The organism is Pseudomonas sp. Van50 (assembly GCF_055390755.1).
In genome coordinates this window covers 6,036,257-6,062,985 of the sequence record NZ_AP024343.1, presented here as the reverse complement: position 1 = coordinate 6,062,985, position 26,729 = coordinate 6,036,257, and the positions used below count along the sequence as shown (strand labels likewise).

Annotated in this window: 21 protein-coding genes and 1 pseudogene; 6 read left to right on the top strand and 16 right to left on the bottom strand. The window is 62.5% G+C overall.

Annotated features, from left to right (window positions below; translation table 11 throughout):
- Position 1: 1 nt before the first annotated feature.
- The 13 genes and pseudogenes from ACZ5M5_RS26170 to dksA form a co-directional block, all read right to left on the bottom strand.
- Positions 2-2,934, bottom strand: a pseudogene (locus tag ACZ5M5_RS26170) (DUF748 domain-containing protein).
- Between the two features lie 120 nt (positions 2,935-3,054).
- Positions 3,055-4,071: a class I SAM-dependent rRNA methyltransferase gene (locus tag ACZ5M5_RS26165; RefSeq protein ID WP_060740583.1), complete on the bottom strand. Its 1,017-nt coding sequence runs from the start codon at positions 4,069-4,071 to the stop codon at positions 3,055-3,057.
- A 158-nt stretch (positions 4,072-4,229) separates the two neighbouring features.
- Complete coding sequence (acs, locus tag ACZ5M5_RS26160; RefSeq protein ID WP_464738180.1) at positions 4,230-6,167, bottom strand: acetate--CoA ligase; 1,938 nt, start codon at positions 6,165-6,167, stop codon at positions 4,230-4,232.
- 200 nt (positions 6,168-6,367) lie between these two features.
- Positions 6,368-8,032, bottom strand: coding sequence for a glucose-6-phosphate isomerase (gene pgi / locus ACZ5M5_RS26155; protein WP_060740585.1), 1,665 nt, complete (start codon positions 8,030-8,032; stop codon positions 6,368-6,370).
- A 327-nt stretch (positions 8,033-8,359) separates the two neighbouring features.
- Positions 8,360-9,220 (bottom strand): pantoate--beta-alanine ligase, encoded by an 861-nt coding sequence (panC, locus tag ACZ5M5_RS26150; RefSeq protein ID WP_060740586.1) that lies wholly within the window; start codon positions 9,218-9,220, stop codon positions 8,360-8,362.
- Entirely contained in the window at positions 9,217-10,017 is an 801-nt protein-coding gene (gene panB / locus ACZ5M5_RS26145; protein ID WP_060740587.1) for a 3-methyl-2-oxobutanoate hydroxymethyltransferase, read from the bottom strand. The genes panC and panB overlap by 4 nt, the downstream gene beginning before the upstream one ends.
- 365 nt (positions 10,018-10,382) lie before the next feature.
- Positions 10,383-10,868 carry a 2-amino-4-hydroxy-6-hydroxymethyldihydropteridine diphosphokinase gene (gene folK / locus ACZ5M5_RS26140; RefSeq protein ID WP_060740588.1) on the bottom strand — a complete coding sequence of 162 codons (486 nt, stop codon included), beginning with the start codon at positions 10,866-10,868 and terminating at the stop codon, positions 10,383-10,385.
- Between the two features lie 3 nt (positions 10,869-10,871).
- Complete coding sequence (locus tag ACZ5M5_RS26135; protein ID WP_464738179.1) at positions 10,872-12,269, bottom strand: polynucleotide adenylyltransferase PcnB; 1,398 nt, start codon at positions 12,267-12,269, stop codon at positions 10,872-10,874.
- 789 nt (positions 12,270-13,058) lie between these two features.
- Complete coding sequence (locus tag ACZ5M5_RS26130) at positions 13,059-14,492, bottom strand: sigma-54-dependent transcriptional regulator (RefSeq protein WP_092172359.1); 1,434 nt, start codon at positions 14,490-14,492, stop codon at positions 13,059-13,061.
- Positions 14,493-14,514: 22 nt separating this feature from the next.
- A complete protein-coding gene (locus ACZ5M5_RS26125) occupies positions 14,515-17,469 on the bottom strand; it encodes a sensor histidine kinase (protein ID WP_162491245.1) in 2,955 nt (984 codons plus the stop codon).
- Positions 17,453-17,629, bottom strand: a complete 177-nt coding sequence (locus ACZ5M5_RS26120) for a hypothetical protein (protein ID WP_003176118.1) — start codon at positions 17,627-17,629, stop codon at positions 17,453-17,455. Before ACZ5M5_RS26120 ends, ACZ5M5_RS26125 begins: the two co-directional genes overlap by 17 nt.
- 77 nt (positions 17,630-17,706) lie before the next feature.
- Positions 17,707-18,588, bottom strand: coding sequence for a tRNA glutamyl-Q(34) synthetase GluQRS (gluQRS, locus tag ACZ5M5_RS26115; protein WP_060740592.1), 882 nt, complete (start codon positions 18,586-18,588; stop codon positions 17,707-17,709).
- Between the two features lie 233 nt (positions 18,589-18,821).
- Positions 18,822-19,265, bottom strand: coding sequence for an RNA polymerase-binding protein DksA (gene dksA, locus ACZ5M5_RS26110; protein ID WP_003205639.1), 444 nt, complete (start codon positions 19,263-19,265; stop codon positions 18,822-18,824).
- Positions 19,266-19,603: 338 nt separating this feature from the next.
- On the opposite strand from dksA, the gene ACZ5M5_RS26105 reads away from it, so the two are divergent.
- Both ACZ5M5_RS26105 and sfsA read left to right on the top strand, forming a co-directional pair.
- Positions 19,604-20,776 (top strand): pyridoxal phosphate-dependent aminotransferase, encoded by a 1,173-nt coding sequence (locus ACZ5M5_RS26105; protein ID WP_060740593.1) that lies wholly within the window; start codon positions 19,604-19,606, stop codon positions 20,774-20,776.
- Entirely contained in the window at positions 20,776-21,531 is a 756-nt protein-coding gene (gene sfsA, locus ACZ5M5_RS26100; protein WP_060740594.1) for a DNA/RNA nuclease SfsA, read from the top strand. The genes ACZ5M5_RS26105 and sfsA overlap by 1 nt, the downstream gene beginning before the upstream one ends.
- Here the strand turns inward: sfsA and ACZ5M5_RS26095 are convergent.
- Positions 21,487-21,804, bottom strand: a complete 318-nt coding sequence (locus ACZ5M5_RS26095; protein WP_060740595.1) for a Rieske (2Fe-2S) protein — start codon at positions 21,802-21,804, stop codon at positions 21,487-21,489. The genes sfsA and ACZ5M5_RS26095 overlap by 45 nt on opposite strands.
- Positions 21,805-22,061: 257 nt before the next feature.
- On the opposite strand from ACZ5M5_RS26095, the gene ACZ5M5_RS26090 reads away from it, so the two are divergent.
- Genes ACZ5M5_RS26090 through ACZ5M5_RS26075 form a run of 4 tightly spaced genes read left to right on the top strand, consistent with a single transcriptional unit; the run spans position 22,062 to position 25,612 of the window.
- Positions 22,062-22,940 (top strand): heme/hemin ABC transporter substrate-binding protein, encoded by an 879-nt coding sequence (locus ACZ5M5_RS26090; protein ID WP_060740596.1) that lies wholly within the window; start codon positions 22,062-22,064, stop codon positions 22,938-22,940.
- 50 nt (positions 22,941-22,990) lie between these two features.
- Positions 22,991-23,974 carry a FecCD family ABC transporter permease gene (locus ACZ5M5_RS26085; protein WP_170842354.1) on the top strand — a complete coding sequence of 328 codons (984 nt, stop codon included), beginning with the start codon at positions 22,991-22,993 and terminating at the stop codon, positions 23,972-23,974.
- The gene (locus tag ACZ5M5_RS26080) at positions 23,974-24,741 is read left to right on the top strand and encodes a heme ABC transporter ATP-binding protein (RefSeq protein WP_464738178.1); all 768 of its coding nucleotides are present in this window, start codon (positions 23,974-23,976) and stop codon (positions 24,739-24,741) included. The genes ACZ5M5_RS26085 and ACZ5M5_RS26080 overlap by 1 nt, the downstream gene beginning before the upstream one ends.
- 22 nt (positions 24,742-24,763) lie before the next feature.
- On the top strand, positions 24,764-25,612 hold the full coding sequence (locus tag ACZ5M5_RS26075; protein WP_103310733.1) for a ChaN family lipoprotein: 849 nt from the start codon (positions 24,764-24,766) through the stop codon (positions 25,610-25,612).
- A 221-nt stretch (positions 25,613-25,833) separates the two neighbouring features.
- Here the strand turns inward: ACZ5M5_RS26075 and ACZ5M5_RS26070 are convergent, their stop codons facing one another.
- Positions 25,834-26,106 carry a TfoX/Sxy family protein gene (locus ACZ5M5_RS26070; protein ID WP_003205623.1) on the bottom strand — a complete coding sequence of 91 codons (273 nt, stop codon included), beginning with the start codon at positions 26,104-26,106 and terminating at the stop codon, positions 25,834-25,836.
- Between the two features lie 223 nt (positions 26,107-26,329).
- Entirely contained in the window at positions 26,330-26,671 is a 342-nt protein-coding gene (locus ACZ5M5_RS26065; protein ID WP_060740600.1) for a pentapeptide repeat-containing protein, read from the bottom strand.
- Positions 26,672-26,729 lie beyond the last annotated feature (58 nt).

The following is a 26,729-nucleotide window of genomic DNA, read 5'->3' as shown; positions in this document are numbered from 1 at the left end:
GTCATTCAGCATCCAGGTGCAGAGGAGTGATTACGCGACCGTCGCTTTCGGCCTGGCCGAGGCTGGCGTCGATGAAATACACGCGGTCGTCGGCCAATTGGCCTTTGTCCACCAGGAAGTCCTTGATGCTGCTGGCCCGTTCCTGCCCCAGTTGACGCAATAGCACGTCGCTGCCGCTCCAGAACTTGATCACGCTTTCGCGCAGTTTCTCGATGCGCGCCTTTTTATCCAGTTGCGTCCATTCGGCAGGCGGTTGAGTCTTGAGGCGCGTGCGGTAGATGCCTTCGAGCAGGGGGGCTTTTCATCCTCGGGCACCTGTATCAGCGAGGCCTGGGCCGGTACTTTGTCGCCCCGGCGTTGCAGCATCTTGTAGTAGTTGTACTGGTATTCGCGTTCCAGGCGCTGGGCGGCGAGCAATGGACCGTCGCTGCTTTCGGCGGCGGTGCCTTCGATCTCCAGGCGCAGCTCCGGTCGTTTGCCCAGGGCTTCGGAGAGTTTGAGCAGCGTGCTTTCGTTGTCCTTGCTCAGGTCGCTGGAGCCTGGCGCAAACGCCACGCTGCCCAGGTCTTCCGAGCCGCCCCCGGCCACCAGCCCGCCGATGAGCTTGAAGGGCGCCTGGGCCGCGCGGACCACCAGGTTGCGCAGGGTCTGCCAGACGATCGGCATGACACTGAACTGCGGGTCGTTGAGGTTGCCGCTGACTGGCAGTTCGATGGAAATCCTGCCCTCGGAGTCCTTGAGCAAGGCGACGGCCAGCTTCAGCGGCAGGCTGACGGCGTCCGGGCTGTCGACTTTTTCTCCCAGCTGCAATTGTTCGACCACCACCTTGTTCTCCGCCTGGAGCTGGCCCTTGGTGATTCGGTAATGCAGGTCGAGATTGAGCCGGCCCTTGCGGATGCGATAGCCGGCGAACTTGCCGGAGTAGGGCGTCAGGGTCGTCAGCTCGACCCGTTTGAAACTGGTGGCGATGTCGAGGCTGGCCATCGGATCGAAGGGGTTTACCGCCCCTTTGATGGTGACCGGTGCGTAACGGTCGACCTTGCCCTTGACGTCCACGCTGGCCGGTTGGGCCTGGCGGCTGTCGATGGTGCCGATCTGGCCATTGAGCTGTTGGATGGCCGTGGCGAAATTGGGCGTCAGGCTGAAGTCGGCGAAGTTGGCCGAACCGTCGTTGATGGCGATGCCGCCGATGTGGATGCCCAGCGGTTTTTCCTGGGACTTCGGTTTTGTCGCGGTGCTCTTCGTGCCGCTGTCGGCCGGTTGCGGGATCAGCAGGTCATCGACGTTGGTGGTGCGGTCGTCGTTGATCATGAAGCGCGCGTAAGGCTGGAACAGGTTGACCTTGTCGATGGACAGGCTGTCACCGTGCTGATAGTTCAGGCCTTCGAGGATCAGTTTCTGCCATTTGAGGAAATCACGGGTCTTGAGGGTGTCGAGGGTGTGCAACTGCTCGACCTGGGCGCGGCCGGTGACGGCGAATGCCAGTGGCTCGGTGCTCTTGAGGTCGACCGCCAGGTCACTGCCGAGCATCCCGGAGCGCAGCTCCAGGCGAATGAACGGGTTGATATACGACTGGGCGACGCGCAGGTCGATGTCCTGGGTCTTGACCTTGAGCCTGGCGCTGATCGGGTTCAGGTTGACCTCGCCATCGGCCAGGATCTTGCCCTGTTTGCCCAACCCGGTGTCCAGCTTGAGGGTAAAGGGCGAGCCGTTGAGGGTGTCGTAGTTCTGCAGGTCGAGGTTCAGCGGGCCGACCTCCAGGGCCACGGCGGGCTGCGCCTGGCGGTCGGCCAGATGCACCTGGTAGTCGCGCAGTTGCACGTCCTTCAAGATCACTTGCCACGGTTTGCTGGGCGGTGTCGGTTCAGGTTTTGGCGAGTCGGCCGCCGCCGGGGCGGATGCCGGTTCCGCCTTGACCTGCGGTTTGGCTGGCTGGCTGGCGAAGAGCTTCTGCCAGTCCAGTTGCCCGTCCGCCTCGCGAGCGGCCCAGGTTTCCAGCTTCTGGCTGCGGATCTTGCCGACCACCACTTGCTGCTTGGCCAGGTCCACCGTGGTTTCGCTCACGTCCAGGCGTTCGAGTTTCACCAGTGGGCGGCCATCGGGGGCCTTGATGGCAAAGGGCGCGACGCTGAGCGCGACGTTGTTGAGCAGCAGTTCGGTGCCCTTGGCCAGGTTGAGCTTGTAGTCGGTGCTGAGGTTCAGGACACCGTTCTCCAGCACCAGCGGTACGGCGTCGCGCACATAGGGCCACCAGGCTTTCATCTGGCCGCCAGTGACTTTGAGCGTGCCTTGGGAGGCAATCGGTGTGAGACTGAAATTACCGGTCCAGTCGACCTGTCCGCCTTCGGGACCAGCGGCCACCAGGGTCATGTCGGCATTGTCGTCGGGCAGGGTGCTGAGGTTCTTCAGCTCGAAATCGAGGGTGTCGTAGAGAAACTCGATGGGCTCACTGGGCCGCAGGTCCTGGAAATGCACGTAGCCGCCGGCCAACTTGATTCGATCGACCCGCAGGGGGAACGGCTTGGCCTCGGGATCGGCGGGCGTCGGCTCGCTGGCCGGCAGCTTGAACAGGCCCAGCAGGTTCAACTGGCCGTCCTTGGCGAACACCACTTCGGTCTTGGGCTTGTCCATCTCGATGTCGACCAGGTGCAGGGCGCCAGACCACAAGCTGTCGAGTTGCAAATTGGCGTACAGCCGTTCGAAGCCGAGCTGCTCCTTGCCTGGCTCGCCGATATTCAGGCCCCAGAGGGTGACTTCAAGGCTGAAGGGATTGAGTTCCACACGCTGGATCTGCGCCGGCACTGTCGCATGGGCGGCCAATTGCTGGTTGGCGATGCGCAAGGCGATGCCTGGCAAAATCAGAAAACCCAACAGGCTGTAGAGGGCCAGTGCGGTCAACAGGGCGCCGAAAGCGCGAATCAATCCTTTGGGCATGTGCGGCTTCATCTAGTGTGAATTCGGAGTGCCTTGGAGTATGGCATGCGTTTACGGTTCCGAAGCCACTGTGATTTATGAGAATTGTCTGGTTTTCTCGGTGAAAATTCCGACACGGGCCTAGAACTGGAGGATCAACGTCTTGAGCGGTGGCTGCCGGTCCAGGGAAGGGAAATCGCTGCCGGGCGTCAGCACGCTCCACTCGCGCACCGGGCGGCCGGCTTTTTCCGCGCAACGCAAGACCTGATCGCGCCAGTCGTCCATGGACACTTTTGCCAGGTTGTTGCAGCAGATCAGCACGCCGTTGTCGGCGGTGGTGAGCAATGCCGGCTTCAGCAGGCTTTGGTAGTCGCGCAACAGGTCGACGGTGCCGAACGCGCTTTTGGCCCAGGCCGGTGGATCGAGCAGCACCAGGTCGTACTGGCGTTGTTCCAGGCGCACGTAGCTGGGCAGTTTTTGCCCACGGCGCTGGCTGATGGGCAGGCCGGCCAGTTGGCGAATCGCCGGGAAGTAATCCGACTGCACGAACGCCATCGGCGGCAAATCGGGGTTGAGCAGGCCGTTTTCGCGACCCACCGCCAGGTTGCCTTCGGCGAAGTCCAGGTTGCACACCTCCCGCGCGCCACCGGCCGCTGCGCTCAGGCCGACGCCGCAGGTGTAGGCGAACAGGTTCAACACGCTTTTGCCGCGGCTGTGTGCCTTGACCCAGCCCCGGGCGTTGCGCAGGTCGAGAAACAGCAGTGGATCCTGCCCGGCATGGCGGCCGCGAACGCGATAATTCAAGCCCCATTCATGCCCGACCAGGTCTTGCAGGGCGGCTTCGTCAGCCTGATAGACCGTGTCCTGGCGGTCGACGCGCGAATTGCCCCGGGCGCGGTCGTTGTAGACCAACAGGGTTTCCAGGCCCAGCCGTTCGTTGACGATACCGTGCAGTTGCAGCAGGTCGTCCCGCTCCAGTGACTGATGGAAGCTCTGCACCAGCAGTTGCGGGCCGTAGCGGTCGAGGGTCAGTCCGGGCGCGCCTTCCTGGCTGCCGTGGAACAGGCGATAGCAGTCGGTGCCTTGTTGATGCAATTGGCCGAGCAGCTCCTGACGCTGGTCGAGGGCGGCGCGCAGCGCCTGATTCAAGGAAGACATGCCGGGCGCGCCTTAGAGAAATGAGGCGCGGGAGTTTAGCAGTTATGGCTGGCGTGGTCCCTGTGGGAGCGAGCTTGCTCGCGATGGTGGTCTTGCATTCAACATCGATGCAGACTGACAGGGCCCCATCGCGAGCAAGCTCGCTCCCACAGGAAACATCAGCGATTCAGGCGCTTGTCGATCAGCCCCTCCACCACGCTCGGATCGGCCAGGGTCGAGGTGTCGCCGAGGCTGTCGAGTTCGTTGCAGGCGATCTTGCGCAGGATGCGCCGCATGATCTTGCCCGAACGGGTCTTGGGCAGCGCGGGCGCCCACTGGATCAGTTCCGGCTTGGCGAAGCTGCCGATTTCCTTGCTGACGTGGGCCAGCAATTCCTTCTTCAACTCGTCATTGGCCTCCACACCGTTCATCGGCGTGACAAAGGCATAGATACCCTGGCCCTTGAGGTCGTGGGGATAGCCGACAACGGCCGCTTCGGCGATGTTGTCGTGCAGCACCAGGGCGCTCTCCACCTCGGCGGTGCCGATGCGATGCCCGGAGACGTTGATTACATCGTCGATGCGCCCGGTGATCCAGTAATCGCCGTCTTCGTCGCGGCGCGCGCCGTCGCCGGTGAAGTAATAGCCGGGGTAGGGCTTGAAGTATGTGTCCACCATGCGTTGGTGGTCGCCATAAACACTGCGAATCTGCCCAGGCCAACTGGATTTGATCGCCAGTACACCGCTGCCGGCGCCGCTGATTTCCTTGCCCACCTCATCCAGCAAGACCGGTTGTACACCGAACATCGGCCGGGTGGCGCAGCCCGGTTTGAGCCGTGGGGCACTGACCAACGGGCTGAGCATGATGCCGCCGGTTTCGGTCTGCCACCAGGTATCGACAATCGGGCAGCGCTGTTCGCCTACCACGTTGAAATACCATTCCCACGCCTCCGGGTTGATCGGCTCACCGACGCTGCCGAGCAATCGCAGGCTTTTGCGGGACGTTTCCTGCAACGGTCCGGCCCCTTCGCGCATCAACGCGCGCAGGGCGGTCGGTGCGGTGTAGAAGATGTTGACCTGATGCTTGTCGATCACCTGCCAGAAGCGCGAACTGCTGGGGTGGCTCGGCACGCCCTCGAAGATCAGCGTGGTGGCGCCGTTGGCCAGCGGGCCGTAGACGATATAGCTATGGCCGGTGACCCAACCGACGTCGGCGGTGCACCAGAACACTTCGTTGTCGCGGTAGTCCAGCACGTACTTGAATGTCATCGCCGCTTGCAGCAGGTAACCGCCCGTGGTGTGCAGCACGCCCTTGGGTTTGCCGGTGCTGCCGGAGGTGTAGAGGATGAACAGCGGGTCTTCGGCTTCCATCGGTTCGGGTGGGCAGTCGTCGCTCATGTCGTGCATGGCCTGGTGATACCAGAGATCACGGCCTTCAACCCAGCCCACCTCACCCTGGGTGCGCTCGACCACCAGCACGGTGCTGACGTTCGGGCAGCTTTCCAGGGCCTTGTCGACGTTGCGCTTGAGTGGTATGAAGCGCCCGCCACGCACGCCTTCGTCAGCCGTGATCACGGTGCGGCAATCGGCATCGAGAATCCGGTCGCGCAGGGAGTCCGGCGAGAAACCGCCGAACACCACCGAATGCACCGCGCCGATGCGGGTGCAGGCGAGCATGGCGTAGGCGGCCTCGGGAATCATCGGCATGTAGATGCAGACCCGGTCGCCTTTCTTCACGCCGCGGCTTTTCAGCACGTTGGCCAGGCGGCACACATGGTTGTGCAGTTTCTTGTAGGTGATTTGCGCCGATTCGGCGGGGTTGTCGCCTTCCCAGATGATCGCGACCTGTTCGCCACGAGTGTCCAGGTGACGGTCGATGCAATTGGCGCTGACGTTCAGCTTGCCGCCGGCGAACCAGGTCGCGTCGCCGTTCTTGAGGTCATAGCGCTGGACGGTTTGCCAGGGCGTCATCCAGTCGAGAAAGCGTGTGGCCTGCTCGGCCCAGAAGGCGCTGGGGTGTTCGATGGATTCTTTGTAGAGCCGCTTGTACTCGTCCTGACTCAGTTGCGCAGCCCGGCGGACGGCATCGGCGTGGGGGTACTGGCTGATATCGAACATGACGGTTCCTTATTCTTGTTTTTGCGACAAGTCATAAAGATGCGCCGAGTAGCGGGAGGGTTCAAGTCATGCACAAACAACTGTGGGAGCGAGCTTGCTCGCGATGGCGGTGTGTCAGTCAACATGAGTGTCAACTGATCCACCGCCATCGCGAGCACGCTCGCTCCCACAAAGGTCAGTACTTGGAGTGCGACCTACGATCAGCCGCGGTGACGCCCGCGGAAGTAGTTGATCAAGCCTTGGGTCGAGGCATCTTCGGCCGGGTTCTCTTCGCTGCCCACCAGGCGGTTGTAGACGCCCTTGCCCAGTTCCTTGCCCAGCTCCACGCCCCATTGGTCGAAGGCGTTGATGCCCCAGACCACGCTCTGCACGAACACTTTGTGCTCATACAACGCCACCAGTGCGCCGAGGCGCCGTGGGCTGATGCGTTCGACCACCAGGGTGTTGCTCGGACGGTTGCCCGGGATCACCTTGTGGGACGCCAGTTTCTGCACCTCTTCTTCGCTGGCGCCCTTGTCCCGCAGCTCGGCTTCGGCCTCGGCGCGGGTCTTGCCCAGCATCAGCGCCTGGCTCTGGGACAGGCAGTTGGCGTACAGCCACTGGTGATGGTCGGAAACCGGGTTGAAGCTGACGATCGGCACGATGAAGTCGGCCGGGATCAACTGGGTGCCCTGGTGCAGCAACTGGTGGTAGGCGTGCTGGCCGTTGCAGCCGACGCCGCCCCAGATCACCGGGCCCGTGTCGGTCGACACCGGGGTACCGTCCTGGCGCACGCTCTTGCCGTTGGATTCCATGTCCAATTGCTGCAAATGCTTGGTGATGTTACGCAGGTAGTGGTCGTACGGCAGGATCGCATGGCTCTGCGCACCCCAGAAGTTGCCGTACCACACGCCCAGCAGCGCCAGCAGCACCGGCATGTTCTGCTCGAACGGGGCGCTCTGGAAGTGCTGGTCCATGGAATAGGCGCCGGAGAGCAATTCCTTGAAGTTCGACATGCCGATGGCCAGGGCGATCGGCAGGCCGATGGCCGACCACAGCGAGTAACGCCCGCCGACCCAGTCCCACATCGGGAAGATGTTCTCTTCACGGATGCCGAAGGCCACGGCGGCGGCGTTGTTGCTCGACACGGCGATGAAGTGGCGATACAGCTCCGCTTCGGAACCACCCTGGGCCAGGTACCAGGCACGGGCGGCCTGGGCGTTCTTCAGGGTTTCAAGGGTGTTGAAGGATTTCGACGAGACGATGAACAGCGTGGTCTCGGCGCGCAGCTTCATGGTCAGTTCATGGAACTCGCTGCCGTCGATGTTCGCCAGATAGTGGCAGCGAACGCCTTTTTGCGCGTAGGACAACAGCGCTTCGGACACCAGTTCCGGGCCGAGGAAAGAGCCACCGATGCCGATGTTCACCACGTCGGTGATGGGCTTTTCGGTGTAGCCGCGCCACAGGCCGTCGTGAATGCGGCCGACCAGGTCAGTGATCTGGTTCAGCACTTTATGCACGTCCGGCATCACGTTGACGCCGTTGACCAGCAACTTGTCGCCCACCGGCCGACGCAGGGCAGTGTGCAAGGCCGGGCGATTTTCCGAGGCGTTGACGATTTCGCCCTCGAACAGCGACTTGATCGCGCCCTTGAGGTCGACTTCGTTGGCCAGGCCCACCAGCAGGTCGCGGGTCTGGGCGTTGATCAGGTTTTTCGAGTAGTCGAGAAACAGGCCGCAGCTCGACAGGGTGAATTGAGTGAAACGCTGCGGATCGGCATTGAACGCTTCGCGCATGCTGAAATCCTGCATGGCTTTGCGGTGGTCATTCAGCGCTTGCCAGGCTGGCAGAGCGGTCACGTCATGAGGGGTTCGGTAATACGCCATCGCTGCGGGTTTCCTTTTTACTTGAACGACCTTTTGTACACTAAAAATTCCGGCGCGGCTTGAGGTGGGCATCCGGACACTGCATCGACATGATCGCCAGACGCAGGGCGACTACAGTAAACCTCGCGTTGCAATCTGTCTTGACTTTGTCTGACCGGTTCCCGGTACTTTTTTATACAACGGGATGGGAAGGGTCCGACAGACGGAACGCAGATGACTCTCTGTGGGAGCGAGCTTGCTCGCGATGGCGTCAGGTCAGCCGACATCGATGTCGACTGATGTATCGCTATCGCGAGCAAGCTCGCTCCCACAGGGGTTTTGTGATGTTCAGGCGGGGGTGTCGAGGTCCAGATGCAGGTTGTCGATCAGGCGCGTGGTGCCGAGGAAGGCGGCCACCAGAATCACCAGGTCGCGGTCCTCGCTCAACGCCGGGCGCAGGGTCTTGGCGTGACGGATTTCCAGGTAATCGGGACGCAGGCCGGCAGCTTCCAGTTGCTTGAGTTGTTCGCCGATCAGCGCCGGGAAATCCCGCTGGCCCTGTTTGATTGACTCGGCGATCTGGCTCAGGACGCGATAGACCACGGGCGCGACGGCACGTTGATCCGGGCTGAGGAAGCCATTGCGCGACGACAGCGCCAGGCCATCCTCGGCGCGGACGGTCGGCTCGCCGATGATCTGGATCGGCATGTTCAAGTCATGGACCAGGGCGCGGATCACCGCCAGTTGCTGGAAGTCTTTCTGGCCAAACACCGCCAGGTCAGGCTGGACCATGTTGAACAGCTTGCTGACCACTGTCGCCACACCCTCGAAATGCCCTGGACGGCTGGCGCCGCACAAGCCTTCGGACAATTGCGGGACGCTGACCCGGGTCTGTCCGGCCATGCCGTCGGGGTACATTTCTTCGACGCTGGGGGCGAACAGCAGATGGCAGCCGGCCTGGAGCAGTTTTTCCTGGTCGGCTGCCAGGGTGCGGGGGTATTTGTCCAGGTCTTCGCCGGCGCCGAATTGCAGCGGATTGACGAAAATGCTCGCCACCACGAAGTCGGCCCGTTGTGCGGCCTTGGTGACCAGCGCCACATGACCGCTGTGCAGGTTGCCCATGGTCGGCACGAAGGCGATGCGTTTGCCTTCGCCGCGGGCACGGGCCACGGCGGCGCGCAGTTCGCGTACGGTTTTGACGGTGTTCATGCAGAAAATCCGTGTTCGGCACCCGGGAACGTCGCGGCCTTGACTTCAGCGACGTAGGTGCTCAAGGCGCCCTGGATGGAGGTTTGCCCGGCCATGAAGTTCTTCACGAACTTGGGCACGCGACCGGTAATCGACAGCCCGAGCATGTCGTGGAGCACCAGCACCTGGCCATCGGTGGCGTTGCCGGCGCCGATCCCGATCACCGGGATCTTCACCGCCTGGGTGATTTCTTCAGCCAGCTCGCTGGGTACGCATTCGAGCAGCAGCATCGCCGCGCCCGCCTGCTCCAGCGCAATCGCATCGGCACGCATCTGCCGTGCCTGGTTCTCATTGCGGCCCTGGACCTTGTAGCCGCCGAGAATATTCACCGCTTGAGGGGTCAGGCCCAGGTGCGCGCACACTGGAATGCCCCGTTCGGCCAGCAGCCGAATCGAATCGGCCAGCCACAACGCGCCTTCGACCTTGATCATGTGGGCACCGGCCTGCATCAGCATGGCGCTGTTGGTCATGGTTTGTTCGAGGGTGGCGTAGGCCATGAACGGCAGGTCGGCGAGGATCAGCGCATCGGTGTTACCGCGTTTGACGGCGGCCACATGGTAGGCCATCTCGGCGGTGGTCACCGGCAGCGTGCTGTCGTGACCTTGCAGCACCATGCCGAGGGAATCGCCCACCAGCAGCACTTCGACACCGGCCTCATTGCAGGCATGGGCGAAGGTTGCGTCATAGCAGGTCAGCATGGTGATTTTCTCACCTTTTTGCTTGAGACCTTGCAGCGTGGTCAGGGTAATAGCTGGCATGAAAAAGTCCTCATTAGGCGCTCGTGAATGACTGCGAGTAACGCGCATGATTCGTTATCTATACAGGCGCACCTTCTATGCGTGGTGCTTGTAAGGCCTGGATTGCGCCCTTTAGTGCCGCGTTGGCGGCAGCGGGACGCCTATAGTCGTGAGGAGCAATCGGGAAGTCAATTGGATGTGTTACCGGCGGGTGTTACCGGGGTTACTGATGCGTTTCAGCGTAGAGGCGTGTTTCGGATCTGACTGCCGGGTCCCGAAACCTGTGGGAGCGAGCTTGCTCGCGATGGCGGTGTGTCAGTCACCCCGGATGCTGGATGTGCCGACGCTATCGCGAGCAAGCTCGCTCCACAGGGGGATGGTCTTCGTCAGTGGGCGGGCAGGCGTTCCAGGCCGGCAAACGGGCACGCGGCAAGCAGGTCCTTGAGCAAGCGCCCATCGGCCAGGCGCAGGTCGGCGGGGGCCAGTTCGGCCAGTGGGTACAGGACAAAGGCCCGGGCCTGCATGTGGTAGTGGGGGACCTTGAGGCGGGGCTCGTCGATCAGGCGCTCGCCGAACAGCAGGATGTCCAGGTCCAGGGTGCGCGGCCCCCAGCGTTCGAGGCGTTCGCGACCCTGTCCGGTTTCGATGGCTTGCAGCGCATCGAGCAGGTCCAGCGGTGCCAGGTGGCTGTCCAGCGCCGCCACCGCATTGGTGTAGCGCGGCTGGCCGGGTAGAAGGGAATCGCTTTGATAAAATGCCGAGACACCCACCAGTTGGGTATCGGGCAATTGCGCCAGTGCCTGGACGGCACTGCGCAATTGTTCGGCGGGTTCGGCCAGGTTGCTGCCCATGCCGATGTAGATACGTTCCATCGATTACTCGCCCGATGCGCTCGGTACACCGGCACGGTTGCGCTTGGCACCGCTGCTGCGGCGACGCTTGCGTGGGCCGCTGGCACCGTCATCCTTGCCGCTGAGCTCGCGAATCATATCGCGGCGCTCGCTGTCGTTGGCGTCCTGGTAATCGGTCCACCATTCGCCCAGGCCATCGGTCTGCTCGCCCGCGCTTTCACGCAGCAGCAGGAAATCGTAGCCGGCGCGGAAACGCGGGTTGTCCAGCAGCAGGTCGGCACGTTTGCCGCTGCGCCGTGGCAGGCGCTCCTGCATGTCCCAGATCTCGCGGATCGGCATCGTGAAGCGTTTTGGAATGGCGATGCGCTGGCACTGTTCGGCGATCAGCTCGTGGGCGGCTTCCTGCATCGCCGGGATCGGCGGCATGCCACGGTCTTGCAGGCGCAGCACCCGGGCCGGCAGGGCAGGCCAGAGCAAGGCGGCGAACAGGAACGCCGGGGTCACCGGCTTGTTCTGCTTGATGCGCAGGTCGGTGTTGATCAGTGCTTCGCTGATCAAGGTGTGGGTGTAGGTCGGGTTGTGCTCCAGGGCCTCGGCGCTGGCGGGGAACAGCGGATCGAACAGCTGCAGGTCCACCAGCATCTCGAAGGTGTCTGCCGCGTTGCCTGACAGGAACAGTTTGAGCACTTCCTCGAACAGGCGCGCCGAGGGGATTTCCCGCAGCATGGGCGCCAGTTCGCGAATCGGCACGGCGCTGTGTTTTTCGATGCCGAAATCCAGCTTGGCGGCGAAACGCACGGCTCGCAGCATCCGCACCGGGTCTTCCTGGTAGCGCTGCTTCGGATCGCCGATCAGGCGGATCAGACGATTGCGAATGTCGTGTACGCCGTTGGCGTAATCGAGGATGCGTTCGCTGACCGGATCGTAATACAGGGCGTTGATGGTGAAGTCGCGGCGTTGCGCGTCTTCTTCCAACGTGCCGTAGACGTTATCGCGCAGGATACGTCCGCTCTCGTTGCGGGAAGACTGGTTGCTGTCTTCCTCTTCATCGTTTTGCGGATGATTGGCGCGGAAGGTTGCCACTTCGATGATCTCGCGGCCGAAGTGGATATGGACCAGCTTGAAGCGCCGGCCAATGATCCGCGCATTGCGAAACTCGGCCCGTATCTGTTCCGGCGTGGCGCTGGTGGCGACGTCGAAATCCTTGGGGGTGATGTTGAGCAGCATGTCGCGCACGCAGCCACCGACCAGGTAGGCCTGGTAGCCGGCGTTCTGCAAACGTTCGACGATGTTCACCGCATAACGGCTGAACTGGGCCTTTTGCAGCGAATGCTGGCCGCTGTTGAGCACTTCAGGCGTGCTGCGAATGTGTTGCGTACGACGCAAGGGAGAACGGAATGACTGGAACAGCTTCTTCAGCATGGGATGCACTGTTTGAAGGAATATTCGGCCAAAAACGAAGAATGACCGCATGATGGGCGGGGATTCTAGCATTTAGTCGAGGGATGGTGTAGGACGCAGCAGTTTTGAGCTGCAAGCTGCAAGCGACAAGCTTTGTAGGCTTCAAGGAAGGGAAATGACAGAAACCACAAGGGGAGCCGAAGCTCCCCCAGAATTAGTTGCGTGCTCTGTTTTTATTATTGGTTTCGGGCTTCTTGTTTTTGTTGAGTGCCCGCGCCACGAGGTTTTCCCTTCGTGACCCTCCCAGTCGGGAGCCAAGAGCAAACGGATTGCTTTGGTCGCTGTGTTGCAGTGATCAATCGATCCAACCAGTTCAGGCACCTGTCTTGAGACAGTTTTTATTGTTCTCGGCCTGGTTGTGGGGCAAGCCCCAAATACAACGCCTCTCCAAAAGAATCAGTTAGCTGCGCCTCTCGCCGTCTTGTTTTTATTGTGCGTGAGTCGATTCGTCTTATTTTTATTGTCTTTTGCATTGCTTGTTATTGTTCTTGTACCAAAGCTATAGCAGGGTGCGTGCCAACTTTTGCGAACCCCAGATAAACCGGGGGTTCTATGGTTATAGCCATTTTTCCGAGGCGAAAAAAAGCCGGGGTTTCGTTACCGTAAACCCCGGCTTCTGTTACGTGAAAAGGACTGAGGTAACAGTTTTTTCACATTCTCTGTGGGTGCGAGCTTGCTCGCGATGGGGGATCAGCTTGCCTATGGCGCGACTGACACACCGCTATCGCGAGCAAGCTCGCTCCCACACAGTCAGCTTTCGCTGGTCGCCCCGGTCTTGCGCCGTGGAATGCCCAGGCGCTGGCGCCGTTCCCACAGGCACTTGCGGCTGACGCCCAGCTTGCGTGCCAGTTCGGTCTCGGTCATGTGGTCCTGGTGCTCGAGGACGAAATGCTGGAAGTAGTCCTCCAGGGACAGGTCTTCGGTGGGTTCGTGGCTGGTGTTGTTGGCAGCGCCGCCCTGTTGCGGGGCCAGGCCGATGAACTCTTCGTCGTCCAGGTCACTCAGTTCGATGTCGATGCCCAACAGGTCGGCAGAGATTTCCGGGCTCTCGCACAGGATCACCGCCCGCTCGACCGCGTTTTCCAGCTCCCGAACGTTACCCGGCCAGGCGTAATGACGAATGGCCTGTTCGGCGTCCGGGGCGAACTTGAGGTCGGTGCGGTTGACCCGCGCGCTCTGGCGGGCCAAAAACGCCTGGGCGATTTCATTGACGTCCGCGCCGCGCTCGCGCAGGGCAGGGAGCTTCAAGGCGATCACGTGCAAGCGGTAATACAAGTCTTCGCGAAACTGGCCGATTTTCGCCAGGCTCTTGAGATCACGGTGGGTGGCCGCGATCAGGCGGACATCGACCTTCTGCGACTGCACCGAGCCGACCCGGCGGATCTCGCCTTCCTGAAGTACCCGCAGCAAGCGCGCCTGGGCCTCCAGTGGCAGCTCGCCGATTTCATCGAGGAACAACGTGCCGCCGTCCGCCGCTTCCACCAGCCCGGCACGCCCGGCGCTGGCGCCGGTGAACGCACCTTTCTCGTGACCGAACAGTTCGGACTCGATCAGGCTCTCCGGAATTGCCGCGCAGTTCACCGAGATCATCGGTGCCTTGGCTCGGCGTGACAGGTTGTGCAGGGCACGGGCCACCAGTTCCTTGCCGGTGCCGGACTCGCCCTGGACCAGGACATTGGAGTCGGTCGGCGCCACTTTGCGGATCTTGCTGTAAAGGTCCTGCATGGGCGGGCAGGAACCGATGATGCCGATCTCGCCATTGCTGTTGCTGGCCCCGACTTTCGCGGAGGCGCTGGCCTTGCCGACGGGTTCCGCCGGGTTGCTGGTCGCCGCCTGTCGGTCACGCAGGATGCGGGCCACGGCCTGGAGCATCTCGTCGTGGTCGAACGGTTTGGCGATGTAGTCCACGGCGCCCATTTTCATGGAGTCGACCGCCGAGCGCAGGCTGGCGTAGCTGGTCATGATCAGCACCGGCGTGCCCTGGCCGAGCTTGATCAACTCGGTCCCTGGGGCGCCAGGCAGGCGCAGGTCGCTGACAATCAGGTCGAACGTGGGGATGCTGAAACGTTCTTGTGCTTCCTGCACTGAACCGGCTTCGCTGACCTGGTACTGGTTGCGTTCCAGCAGGCGGCGCAAGGCGGAGCGGATAATTGTTTCGTCTTCGACGATCAAAATGTGCGGCATTGATTCGATTCTCTCGACGGTCTCAGTTCACAGCGGACGTCGCTTCGACATGACGCGGCAAGGTCACCCGGATACGGGTGCCGCGCTGGCTCTGAACATCGGCCGGGCTGTCGATGGTGATTTGTCCATAATGCTCTTCAACGATGGAATAGACCAGTGCGAGGCCCAGACCGGTGCCTTCGCCAGGATCCTTGGTGGTGAAGAAGGGTTCGAACAATCGGTCCATGATGTTCTGTGGGATACCGCTGCCTTCGTCTTCGACGATCAGGTCGACCGTGTGTTCGAAAGCTTCGCTCTTGACCCGCACCGCGCTGCCGGCCGGTGAGGCGTCCCGCGCGTTGGAGAGCAGGTTGATCAACACCTGGGCGAGCCGCTGGGGGTCGCCGTCGACCCAATGGTCCGGGTCGCACAGGTTGAAAAATTGCACCTCGAAATTGCGCCGGTTGAGGGCCAGCAGACCAATGGCATCCTGGGCCACTTCGGCCAGGCAGACGGGCTCGTCATTGTGCTGGTGACCGCCGGCATGGGCGAAGCTCATCAGCGATTGGACGATGCGCGACACGCGCTTGGTCTGTTCGAGGATCTGGCCGCTGATTTCCGTCAACTCACCATCGTCCTCGCGCTCTTCGCGCAGGTTCTGCGCCAGGCAGGCGATGCCGGTGATCGGGTTGCCGATTTCGTGGGCCACCCCGGCGGCCAGCCGGCCAATGCTTGCCAGTCGTTCGGAGTGGACCAGCTTGTCTTCGAGCATCTGGGTGTCGGTCAGGTCTTCCACCAGCAGCACCAGGCCGCTGTTGCCCGGTGCCAACGGCTCGTCGATCGCCGCCTTGTGCAGGTTCAGCCAACGGGTCTGGCCGTCGAGGGCCAGGTGCTGTTTGTGCAGGTGCTCGTCAGGCAGGTCGATGAAGCCTTGCAGCAAGCCTTTCCATGGCTCGCCCAGGGTGCTCAGGCGGGAACCGACCACGCGCTGGGCGGCGATTCCGGTCAGTTCTTCCATGGCCTTGTTCCACATCAGGATTTCCTGGTCCTTGGCCAGGGAACACACGCCCATCGGCAGTTCCTGCAGGGTCTGGCGGTGGTAACGGCGCAAGGCGTCCAGTTCGGCGGCCAGGCCGGTGAGGCGCGAGTGGTAATCCTCGAGGCGGCTTTCGATGAAGTGGATGTCTTCGGTGACATAGTTCTCGCCGCCGGCCTTGTAGGGCAGGAACGTCTCGACCATGTCCTGGGCCACGCTGGGGCCCATCAGGCCGGACAGGTTGGCCTCGATCCGGTCCCGCAGGCGACGCAAGGCATACGGGCGGCGTTCATCGAAGGGCAGGTAAAGGTCACGCAGGGCCTGTTCGACTTCCTTTTGCGCGGCTTTGGCGCCCAGGGGCTTGGCCAGTTGGGTGGCGAACTCCTGGGGCGAGGCGGCGTGGAGTTCACGGCGCTGCGGACGACGAACATTGTCGACCGCACAGGCTTCGGCGGCGCTGGCCTCTTCGCTGCTGGCGTTGGTGAACAGCGAGATCAGGGTGAACATCAGCACGTTCGCTGCCAGGGAAGCGATGGCCGCCATATGCCAACTGGTGTCGTCGAGCACGTAGATCATGTTCAGCAGCGGAATATAGAAACCCTGCAAGTTACCCATCAGCGGCAGCAGCATCGCCACCAGCCACACCAGGATCCCCGCCAGCAGGCCGGCGATGAAGCCGCGGCGGTTGGCGGTCGGCCAATACAGTACCGACAGCACGCCGGGCAGGAACTGCAAGGTGGCGACGAAGGCGACGATGCCCAGGTTGGCCAGGTCCTGCCCGTCGCCCAGCATCAGGTAGAAACCGTAGCCGGCCATGATGATCGCGACGATCAGCGCTCGCCGGGTCCATTTCAGCCAGCGGTAGATGTTGCCTTCGGCCGGTGGCTGGTAGAGCGGCAGCACCAGGTGGTTGAGGGCCATGCCCGACAAGGCCAGCGTGGTGACGATGATCAGGCCGCTGGCCGCCGACAGGCCGCCGACGTAGGCCAGCAACGCCAGGGCCTTGCTGTTGGCGGCGATGCCGATGCCCAGGGTGAAATATTCCGGGTTGGTGCTGGCGCCCAGCTTCAGGCCGGCCCAGAGGATCAGCGGCACCGCCAGGCTCATCAGCAGCAGGAACAGCGGCAGGCCCCAGCTGGCGCTCACCAGCGAGCGCGGGTTGAGGTTCTCGGTAAAGGTCATGTGGTACATGTGCGGCATCACGATGGCCGAGGCGAAGAACACCAGCAACAGCGTGCGCCACGGGCCTTCCTGCAAGGGCGTGTGCAAGGCGGCGAGGGCGGTCTGGTTCTGCAGCAGCCACACTTCCAGCTGTTGCGGGCCGTCGAACACGCCGTACAGGGCATAGAGACCGACGCCGCCGATGGCGATCAGCTTGATCACCGACTCGAAGGCGATCGCGAACACCAGGCCTTCGTGTTTCTCCCGCGTGGCGATGTGCCGGGAACCGAAGAAAATCGTGAACAGGATGATCAGCACACAGAAACTCAATGCCACCCGGTGCTGCACCGGTTCGCGGGTCAGGATGCTGATGGAGTCGGCCACGGCCTGTATTTGCAGGGCCAGCAACGGTAACACCCCGACCAGCATGAAAATCGTGGTCAGGGCGCCGGCCCAGGTGCTGCGAAAGCGAAAGGCGAACAGGTCGGCCAGGGAGGACAGTTGGTAGGTGCGGGTGATTTTCAGGATCGGGTAGAGCAACACCGGCGCCAGCAGGAACGCGCCCGATACACCGAGGTAACTGGAGAGGAAACCATAGCCGTACTGATAGGCCAGCCCGACCGTGCCATAGAACGCCCACGCACTGGCATAGACACCCAGCGACAGGGTGTAGGTCAGCGGGTGGCGGATGATCGCCCGGGGAATCATGCCCCGTTCGCTGATCCAGGCCACGCCGAACAGCACCGCCAGGTAGGCGGCGCTGATCAGGATCATCTGGGTCAGGCTAAAGCTCATCGGCATCTTTTTGGCTCTGCAGGATGAAGGTCACGACAATCAGGATCAGCCAGAGCAGATACGGCCGATACCAGGCACCCGTGGCATCGATCCACCAATCCATGATGGCCGGGGAGAACAAGTAAATCCCCACTACCAGGAGCAGGACCAAGCGATAGATATACATCCCGGCCTCTCTAATTTATGCGCGTGCCCGAAAACGTGCGGCGATGGTAACGGATGGGCGCCAAGCTGCAAGGGCCGTCAACGTATTTGCGCTTCGGGCAGGCTCAGTGTGCGCGGGATCTTGCCCGCGTCCCAGTGGCGAATGCCCCAGGCCAGCAGTTCCCGTGGGCTGGCGTCGTCCAGTTCGAGGCCCGGTTGCTGGCCCAGCGCGCGCAACGCCCGTAGCAGCAGCGGTGTGGCCTGGTCGGCCGCCAGTGGCGGTGAACGGTAGGACTTGCCGAGCTTGTGCCCGTCGGGCTGGGTGATCAACGGCACGTGCAGGTAACGCGGTTGTGGCAACCCGAGCAGTTCTTGCAGGTAGAGCTGGCGCGGCGTGGAGTCCAACAGGTCGGCGCCGCGCACGATATCGGTTACCCCTTGCCAGGCGTCGTCCAGGACCACGCCCAATTGATAGGCATAGAGTCCGTCGCGGCGGCGGATCACGAAGTCACCGACTTCACGGCCCAGGTGCTGGCGGAACTCGCCCTGGACCCGGTCGGTGAAGTGGTACTCGAGCTCGGGGACGCGCAGGCGGATGGCGGCGTCTTCGGTGCCGTGCCCGGCATTGCGGCACAGGCCCGGATAAATGCCCTGGTACGCCTCCAGTTGCTTGCGCGAACAGGTGCAGGCATAGGCCAGGCCTTGGCTGAACAGCCGGTTGATGACTTGGTCGTAGGCGTCATGGCGCTCGCTTTGGCGAACCATTTCGCCGTCCCATTCAAACCCGTAGCTTTCCAGCGCCTTGAGAATCGCCGCTTGCGCGCCCGGTTCTTCCCGGGGCGGGTCGAGGTCTTCCATGCGCAGCAACCAGCGCCCGTCCACGGCCCGGGCATCCAGGTACGATGCCAGTGCGGCGACCAGCGAACCGAAATGCAGGTGGCCGCTGGGGGTGGGGGCGAAGCGTCCGATGTAGGCAGTCATAGGGTGAATGTTACTGGGTCCGGGCGGTGGGCATGCAATCTCGACAACAAAACATATCCCCTTGTGGGAGCGAGCTTGCTCGCGATAGCGACCTGTCAGCCACATCACTGCTGGCTGATCCACTGCTATCGCGAGCAAGCTCGCTCCCACAGGGGGGCATCGAAGCTTGGAGAAAATATCGGAAACAAAAAACGGAGCGTATGAACGCTCCGTTTCGGTAACAGCCCCGGCGATTACTTGCCGACCTGTTTTTCCTTGATTTCCGCCAGGGTCTTGCAGTCGATGCACAGGTCGGCGGTCGGTCGGGCTTCCAGGCGACGAATGCCGATCTCGATGCCGCAGGACTCGCACCAACCGTATTCTTCGTCTTCGATCAGTTGCAGGGTCTTGTCGATTTTCTTGATGAGCTTGCGCTCACGGTCACGGGCGCGCAGTTCGAGGCTGAACTCTTCTTCCTGACTGGCACGGTCGGCCGGGTCGGGGAAGTTGGCCGCTTCGTCTTTCATGTGGTCCACGGTGCGGTCGACTTCCTGCATCAAGTCCTGTTTCCACTTGTTCAGGATCTTGGTGAAGTGCGCGCGCATGGGGGCGCCCATATACTCTTCGCCAGCTTGCGGGACGTAAGGCTCAAACCCGCTGAGCGACTGATTTTGATTTTGCTTTGCTTGGGTGGGCATGAATGGACCGCCTCTACTCTTGTAATCCACTACGCAGGATTGCTCCATCACCGACACCTGCCGGCCCTGCGGCTGCAAGCGGGCGAACTTACCAGATCAAATCGGGCCGCGCTACTCCCGGTTGTCGAGCCTGCGGCGGCCGGGGGCTGTAAAGCGTGGCCGGGTTCGCTTCGGTGGGGATCTAAACCTGCTCAATGCTTGATTCTAGTCAAGCCTGGGCCAATCGCGGGAGTCATTTCCTGCAATTCGAGGGCTCAGACCGCTTTGGTCTCGCGCGTGTTCCCGCAGTTGTTCCCGAGTTGGGTAGAATCGGTTCTTTTTCCCTTGAAGGAAGGCCAATGGCTCAGCCCTACAGTGCGCGCAGCCGCGCCATCGAACCTTTCCATGTGATGGCGCTGTTGGCTCGCGCCAACGAACTGCAAGCCGCCGGGCATGACGTCATCCACCTGGAGATCGGCGAGCCGGACTTCACCACCGCCGAACCGATCATCCAGGCCGGCCAGGCCGCGCTGGCGGCGGGCAAGACCCGTTACACCGCGGCCCGTGGCATTCCTGAGCTGCGCGAAGCCATCTCGGGTTTCTATGGCCAGCGCTACGGGGTGGACATCGATCCTCGACGGATCATGATCACGCCGGGCGGTTCCGGCGCGTTGCTGCTGACCAGCGCCTTGCTGGTGGACCCGGGCAAGCATTGGCTGTTGGCCGACCCCGGCTATCCGTGCAACCGTCATTTCCTGCGCCTGGTGGAAGGCGCGGCGCAATTGGTGCCTGTGGGGGCGGATGTGCGCTATCAATTGACGCCGGACCTGGTGGATCGTCATTGGGACCAGGACAGCGTCGGTGCGTTGGTGGCCTCGCCAGCCAACCCGACCGGGACGATTCTCACCCGGGACGAGTTGGCAGGGTTGTCCAAGGCCATCAAGGGCCACAACGGCCATCTGGTGGTGGACGAGATCTATCACGGCCTGACCTATGGCACCGACGCCGCCAGTGTGCTGGAAGTCGACGACGACGCCTTTGTCCTTAATAGTTTTTCCAAGTATTTCGGCATGACCGGCTGGCGGCTGGGCTGGTTGGTGGCCCCTTCGGCGGCCATCGGCGAGCTGGAAAAACTTGCGCAGAACCTCTACATCAGTGCGCCGAGCATGGCCCAGTACGCCGCCCTGGCCTGTTTCGAGCCCGCCACCATCGAAATCTTCGAGCAGCGGCGGGCCGAGTTCGCGCTGCGCCGCGACTTTCTGCTGCCGGCCTTGCGTGAACTGGGCTTTGGTATCGCGGTGGAGCCGCAAGGGGCGTTTTACCTCTATGCCGATATCAGCACCTTCGGCGGCGATGCCTTTGCGTTCTGCCAGCATTTCCTGGAAACCGAACACGTGGCCTTCACCCCGGGTCTGGATTTCGGCCGTCATCAGGCCAGCCACCATGTGCGCTTCGCCTATACACAGAGCTTGCCGCGGCTACAGGAAGCGGTGGCGCGAATCGAACGTGGACTGCGGAGCTGGCAAGGCTGATGCGTTTTTCCCCTGCGTTGGAAGAAGGTCGTCTGATTCGACGTTACAAGCGTTTTCTCGCTGATATCGAGACCGTTCACGGCGAACTCCTCACTATTCACTGCCCCAACACCGGCTCGATGCTCAACTGCATGGCTGAAGGCGCGCGCGTCTGGTTCAGTCGCTCCAGCGACCCCAAGCGCAAGTTGCCCGGCACCTGGGAAATCGGCGAAACCCCTCAAGGGCGGCTGGCCTGCATCAATACCGCGAGGGCCAACGCTTTGGTCGAAGAAGCCTTGCGCGCCGGAGTCATCAGTGAACTGAACGGGTTCACCGGGCTCAAGCGTGAAGTGGCTTATGGCGTGGAAAACAGCCGCATAGATTTTCGCCTGGACTACGCCCAAGGCTCGGCCTGGGTCGAAGTCAAAAGTGTCACGTTGGGTTTCGATGGCACCCAGGTGGCGGCGTTTCCCGATGCGGTCACGCTGCGCGGAGCCAAACACCTGAGGGAGCTCGCCGGCCTGGCCCGGGAAGGTGTGCGGGCGGTGCAGCTGTATTGCGTGAACCTGAGTGGCATCGAGGCCGTGCGCCCGGCACACGAGATCGACCCGGTATACGCCGCAGCCCTGCGTGATGCGGTGGCGGCGGGGGTGGAAGTGTTGGCCTACGGAGTGACGTTGACGCCCGAGCAGATGTGGGTGGACCGTGCGTTGCCAGTGTTGCTCGAACCGCTACTGTTCGACCCAGATGCCTTGCTCGTCCTCCCGGCTGTCTAGCGCGGCCAGGAACTGACCGGCGCAGGGGCCGGCCACGCATTCACCGCTCTCGATCAGGAACAGCGCGCCGTGAGTGGCGCACTGGATCAGGCTGGCGCTGGGGTCGAGGAACTGGTCGGGTTGCCATTCCAGCGGCACGCCCCGGTGCGGGCAGCGGTTGATATAGGCATATACCTGGCCGGCGCGTCGCACGGCCAGCACCTTGCGCCCATCGAGGTCGAAACCGCGACTGCCGTTGTCGGGCAGTTCGGCGGCGGTGCAAAGAAACTTCATGTGTGTCTCTATATGTCTGTCGGAGTGAGCGTCTGTGGGAGCGAGCTTGCTCGCGATAGTGGTCGATCAGCCAACATTAAGGTGACTGGTACACCGCTATCGCGAGCAAGCTCGCTCCCACAGGGGCTTCATGTAGCAAAAGATCCACGCTTGACGGTCAAATGAAAACAATTATCAAATGGCGCCTCCTTCGCAGGTGGTTGAGGATACTTGGCCCGGCCCGGTCCTGCGAAAAACTTCTTTGAGGAAGCTGCCCGATGCGCCTGAACATCCGCGTTGTTGCGCTCTGTGTCGCTCTGTTGGTCAACCAGGGGGCCAGCGCGGCTGAATCGCCGCAGCGTTGGGTCAGCGCCGGCGGCGCCTTGTCGGAGTGGGTCAGTGCACTGGGGGGCGAATCGAAACTGGTGGGCGTGGACACCACCAGCCAGCATCCTGAATCCTTGCGGGCCCTGCCCAGCATTGGCTATCAGCGACAACTGTCCGCAGAGGGCGTATTGAGCCTGCGTCCGCAGATCCTGGTGGGCACCGAGGAAATGGGGCCGCCACCTGTGCTGGCGCAAATCCGCAGCGCCGGCGTAAAGGTCGAATTGTTCTCGACCACGCCAGACCTGCCAACCCTGCAAGGCAATTTGCAGCACCTGGGGCAGTTGCTGGGGGCGCAGGCCATGGCGGCACGGCTGTTCGACCGTTACCAGGAACAGCTCGCCCAGCAACATGCCCGGGTGACCGAGGCCCAGCTCAAGCAAAAGGCTCCCGGCGTATTGTTGTTGGTGGGCAGTTCCGGCGGCAAGCCGCTGGTCGCTGGTCTGGGTACGGCCGCCGATTGGCTGTTACAGCAGGCCGGAGGTCGCAACCTGGCAACCCACAGCGGCTATAAATCCTTTTCAGTGGAAACCCTGGCCAGCCTGAATCCTGACGTGCTGGTCTTCGCCGACCGTGTCTTGAGTGGTGAAGAAGCCCGTGCGGCGCTGTTCAGGGAAAATCCGATTCTTTCCTCGACCCGGGCCGCCAGGGACGGGCGCATCATGGAGCTTGACCCCACGCTGTTGGTGGGCGGATTGGGCCCGCGGTTGCCGCAAGGCCTGGTGAAACTGACGGCAGGCTTTTATCCGGCTGAGCCGGCCGCGGCGCCATGACTTCGTTGGTCAAGCCTCGCACCTTGTTTATCGGCCTGGGCCTGCTGTGTTTGCTGGCAACCTGGCTGTCCCTGGCCCTGGGGCCGGTGAGCCTGCCACTGCTGGACACCTTGCGCGCCGCTTTACGCCTGTTGGGCCTGCCGGTGGCCGCCGATGGCCTGGAACAGGCCGAACTGATCCTCGGCCAGATCCGTTTGCCACGCACCCTGCTGGGCTTGGCGGTGGGCGGGGTGTTGGCGTTGTCCGGCGTGGCGATGCAGGGGCTGTTCCGTAACCCGCTGGCAGACCCGGGGTTGGTGGGCGTGTCCAGCGGTGCGGCGTTGGGCGCAGCCGTCGCCATTGTCGGTGGCTCGGCGTTGGGTGGGTTGCCCGAAGCCTTCGGCCCTTACGTGTTGTCGTTGTGTGCGTTCCTTGGCGGGCTCGGCGTTACGGCGCTGGTCTATCGTCTCGGTCGCCGCAATGGCCAGACCCATGTCGCGACCATGCTCCTGGCGGGCATCGCCCTGACCGCGCTGTCCGGTTCCGCCGTCGGCCTGTTCACCTACCTGGCGGACGACGCGACCCTGCGCACCCTGACGTTCTGGAACCTGGGCAGTCTCAACGGCGCCAGCTACGCGAGGTTGTGGCCGTTGTTACTGGTCAGCGCCGGCGTGGCGCTCTGGCTGCCACGCCGAGCCCGGGAGCTCAATGCGCTGTTGCTGGGCGAGTCCGAGGCAGCCCATTTGGGCGTCAACGTCGAAGCCCTCAAGCGTGAGCTGGTGTTTTGTACGGCCCTGGGGGTTGGCGCGGCGGTGGCGGCGGCGGGCATGATCGGTTTCGTCGGGCTGGTGGTGCCGCATCTGGTGCGCCTGGTGGCCGGCCCCGACCACCGTGTGTTGCTGCCCGCTTCAGTGCTGGCGGGAGCAAGTCTTTTGCTGCTCGCCGACCTGGTGGCACGCTTGGCGCTGGCCCCTGCGGAATTGCCGATCGGCATCGTCACGGCCTTCATCGGCGCGCCGTTCTTCCTCTATCTATTGGTACGAGGGCGCGCCTGATGTTGCGAGCACAAAACCTGCACATTCAGCGTGGCCGCAATACCGTGCTGGCGGACATCGATCTGCTGCTCAACCCCGGCGAAGTGCTCGGCGTGCTCGGGCCCAACGGTGCGGGCAAAAGTACCTTGCTGGCGGGCCTGTGTGGTGAGTTGCGGCCGAGCCAGGGGCAGGTCTGGCTCGAAGACCGTCCACTGGCCCAATGGCAGGGTGCCGAGCGCGCCCGTCGCCTGGCGGTCTTGCCGCAGTCCTCGACCCTGGATTTTGCCTTTCGCGTCGAGGAAGTCGTCGGCATGGGGCGCCTGCCGCATCAGAGTGGTCGGCTGCGCGACGAGCAAGTCGTCGTCGCGGCGCTGCAAGCGGCAGACGCCGCGCATCTGCACGGTCGCAGTTACCTGGCGTTGTCCGGCGGCGAACGCCAGCGGGTGCATCTGGCGCGGGTGTTGGCGCAGTTGTGGCCGGGTGAAGCGGGGCAGACCCTGTTACTGGACGAGCCAACCTCGATGCTCGATCCGCTGCATCAGCACACCATTCTCCAGGCGGTGCGTGAATTCGCCGGTCGCGGCGCCGCCGTGCTGGTTATCCTGCATGACCTGAACCTGGCGGCGCGTTACTGTGATCGCCTGTTGCTGCTCGCGTCCGGTCGGCCGGTGGCCCTGGACACGCCCCGGCACGTACTGCGCCCGGAACCGCTCAAGGCGGTGTTTGGCCTGGATGTGCTGGTGCAAGACCATCCGGAGCGCGGGCATCCATTGATCATTGCCCGCTGAGGGCGCCCTGGAGGATACGGACGTGCGCCTGCTCCTGATTCTGGCATTGAGTGTACTGACGGCGTGCCAGAGCATCGCTCCGCCCCCGCTCGACGGACGGATCCGTGATTTGCACAACGGCCAGGCCGTGACGCCACAGGCACTGGTCGAGCGCCTGGCAAAGGCGCCTCGGGTGGTGGTAGGGGAGCGGCACGACAATCCTGACCACCATGCGCTGCAGCTATGGCTGCTCCAGGCATTGGCCGGCCAGCGGGCCCAGGGCAGCCTGTTGCTGGAAATGCTCACCCCCTCCCAACAGCCACGCGTTGATTCGGTCCGCCAACTGCCCGCCTTGCCCAAGGACCTGCCCGACGCGTTGGCCTGGTCCCCCGGCTGGGATTGGAGCCTGTATGGGCCCGTTGTCGAGTTTGCCCTGGCGCAACGCTATCCGTTGCTGGCCGCCAATCTGGACGCCGCCGAGATCCAGCGTTTCTATCGGCAAGCGCCCAGCTTGACGGGCGCTCGCACCAATGCCGCCACGGTGAAGGACGCGTTGTTGGGGCAGATCCGTGAATCCCACTGTGGTTTGCTGCCGGAGTCGCAAATGCCGCCGATGCTGGCCGTGCAGCAACAGCGTGACCGGCGCATGGCCGAACGCCTGCTGCAAGCGCCGACACCGGCATTGTTGTTCGCAGGCGCCTGGCATGGGCGAAAAGATGTCGGCGTGCCGCTGCATGCGTTGGACCTTGGCGCCAGCGAGGCACCGATCGTCCTGATGTTGGCCGAGGAGGGCAGTGACGTGACGTCGGCCATGGCGGACTACGTGTGGTACACCCCGGCCATGCCGCCCCAGGATTATTGCGCGCAGATGCGTGAACACATCGGTAAGTGATATCGCAGGCAAAAAAAGACCCGGCAAGAGCCGGGTCAAATAACCGTGATTAGCCTGATGAGGAGATATCTGAGAGTCCGAACCAAGGGCTGTTCAAATATCGACCAGTCTCGCGACTGGATGTGGTAATCATAGCGATTCTCATTACCATGTCAAACATTGTTTTTGCGATTCCTCGAAATAATCTCGCGGCCAGGGTTCGCACTGGAAAAGAAAGGGCATCAGGCTTTGTGACGCGTCGAAATGGCGTCCAGCTGTTTATTCAGGGCTTCCTTGCGTTCAGCGGGAATGTCGTTCCAATGCACATCCATCAACGCCCCCTCAATGGCGTACAGCAACACCTTGGACGCCCGGAAGCCGCGCGTGCGCACGGCGCGATAGGCGTCTACCGCCCCGAGCCGGCGTAAATCGGAAGCGCTGTGGATACCCACGGCGTGCAGCCACTGGGCCGATGTCTTGCCCAGATTCTTCAGGTGTTGCAGTTCATCATTCATCGAGCCTCCTTGCGACGGCCGACTGGTGCGGTGGGCAAGCTTCTGAGCAGTGTAGCGGTCAGTAGGAAAAGCGTGATTCTTTGGTGGGATTAGATGCAAAAGCTTCTAATGCATTACGCACGATGAGGAGGGAAAAGACTGCATTCTCCAGCGCAAGCGGGGGCGCTGGAGGTCCGTTCGGTCGTGGCAGGTCCGCGCGTTGGCCGGCGCGGTTCAGGCACTGTCAGCGGGTGCGGTAGCGCAGCCGGGTGCCGAAGTTCATCGACATCAAGATTTCATCCGCAGACAGCTCGGGCGGAAAGTAGGCGCCGGATATCTGCGCATGGGCCAGGCTCGCGCCCTCTAGTGACGACTTGCGAAAATCGATGCCGCGCAAATCGGCGGAGCGGAAGTAGGCGTCGCTGAAGTCAACGTCGTCCGCGTTCAGTTCCCGCAGATCAAGCCCTCGAAAATCGCCGCCGCGCATGTCGACCGGACCTTGTGGGCGTTCGCTGTTGAACCCGGCGATATCATCTTTGCGCAGCAAGGCATAAAGCGGGGTACCGAGAAGTTTGGGAAGGCTCATTTCATATCACCTGATGGTTTTATGACGCCAGTATAGTGCCACTATTTGGCGGCCGTGA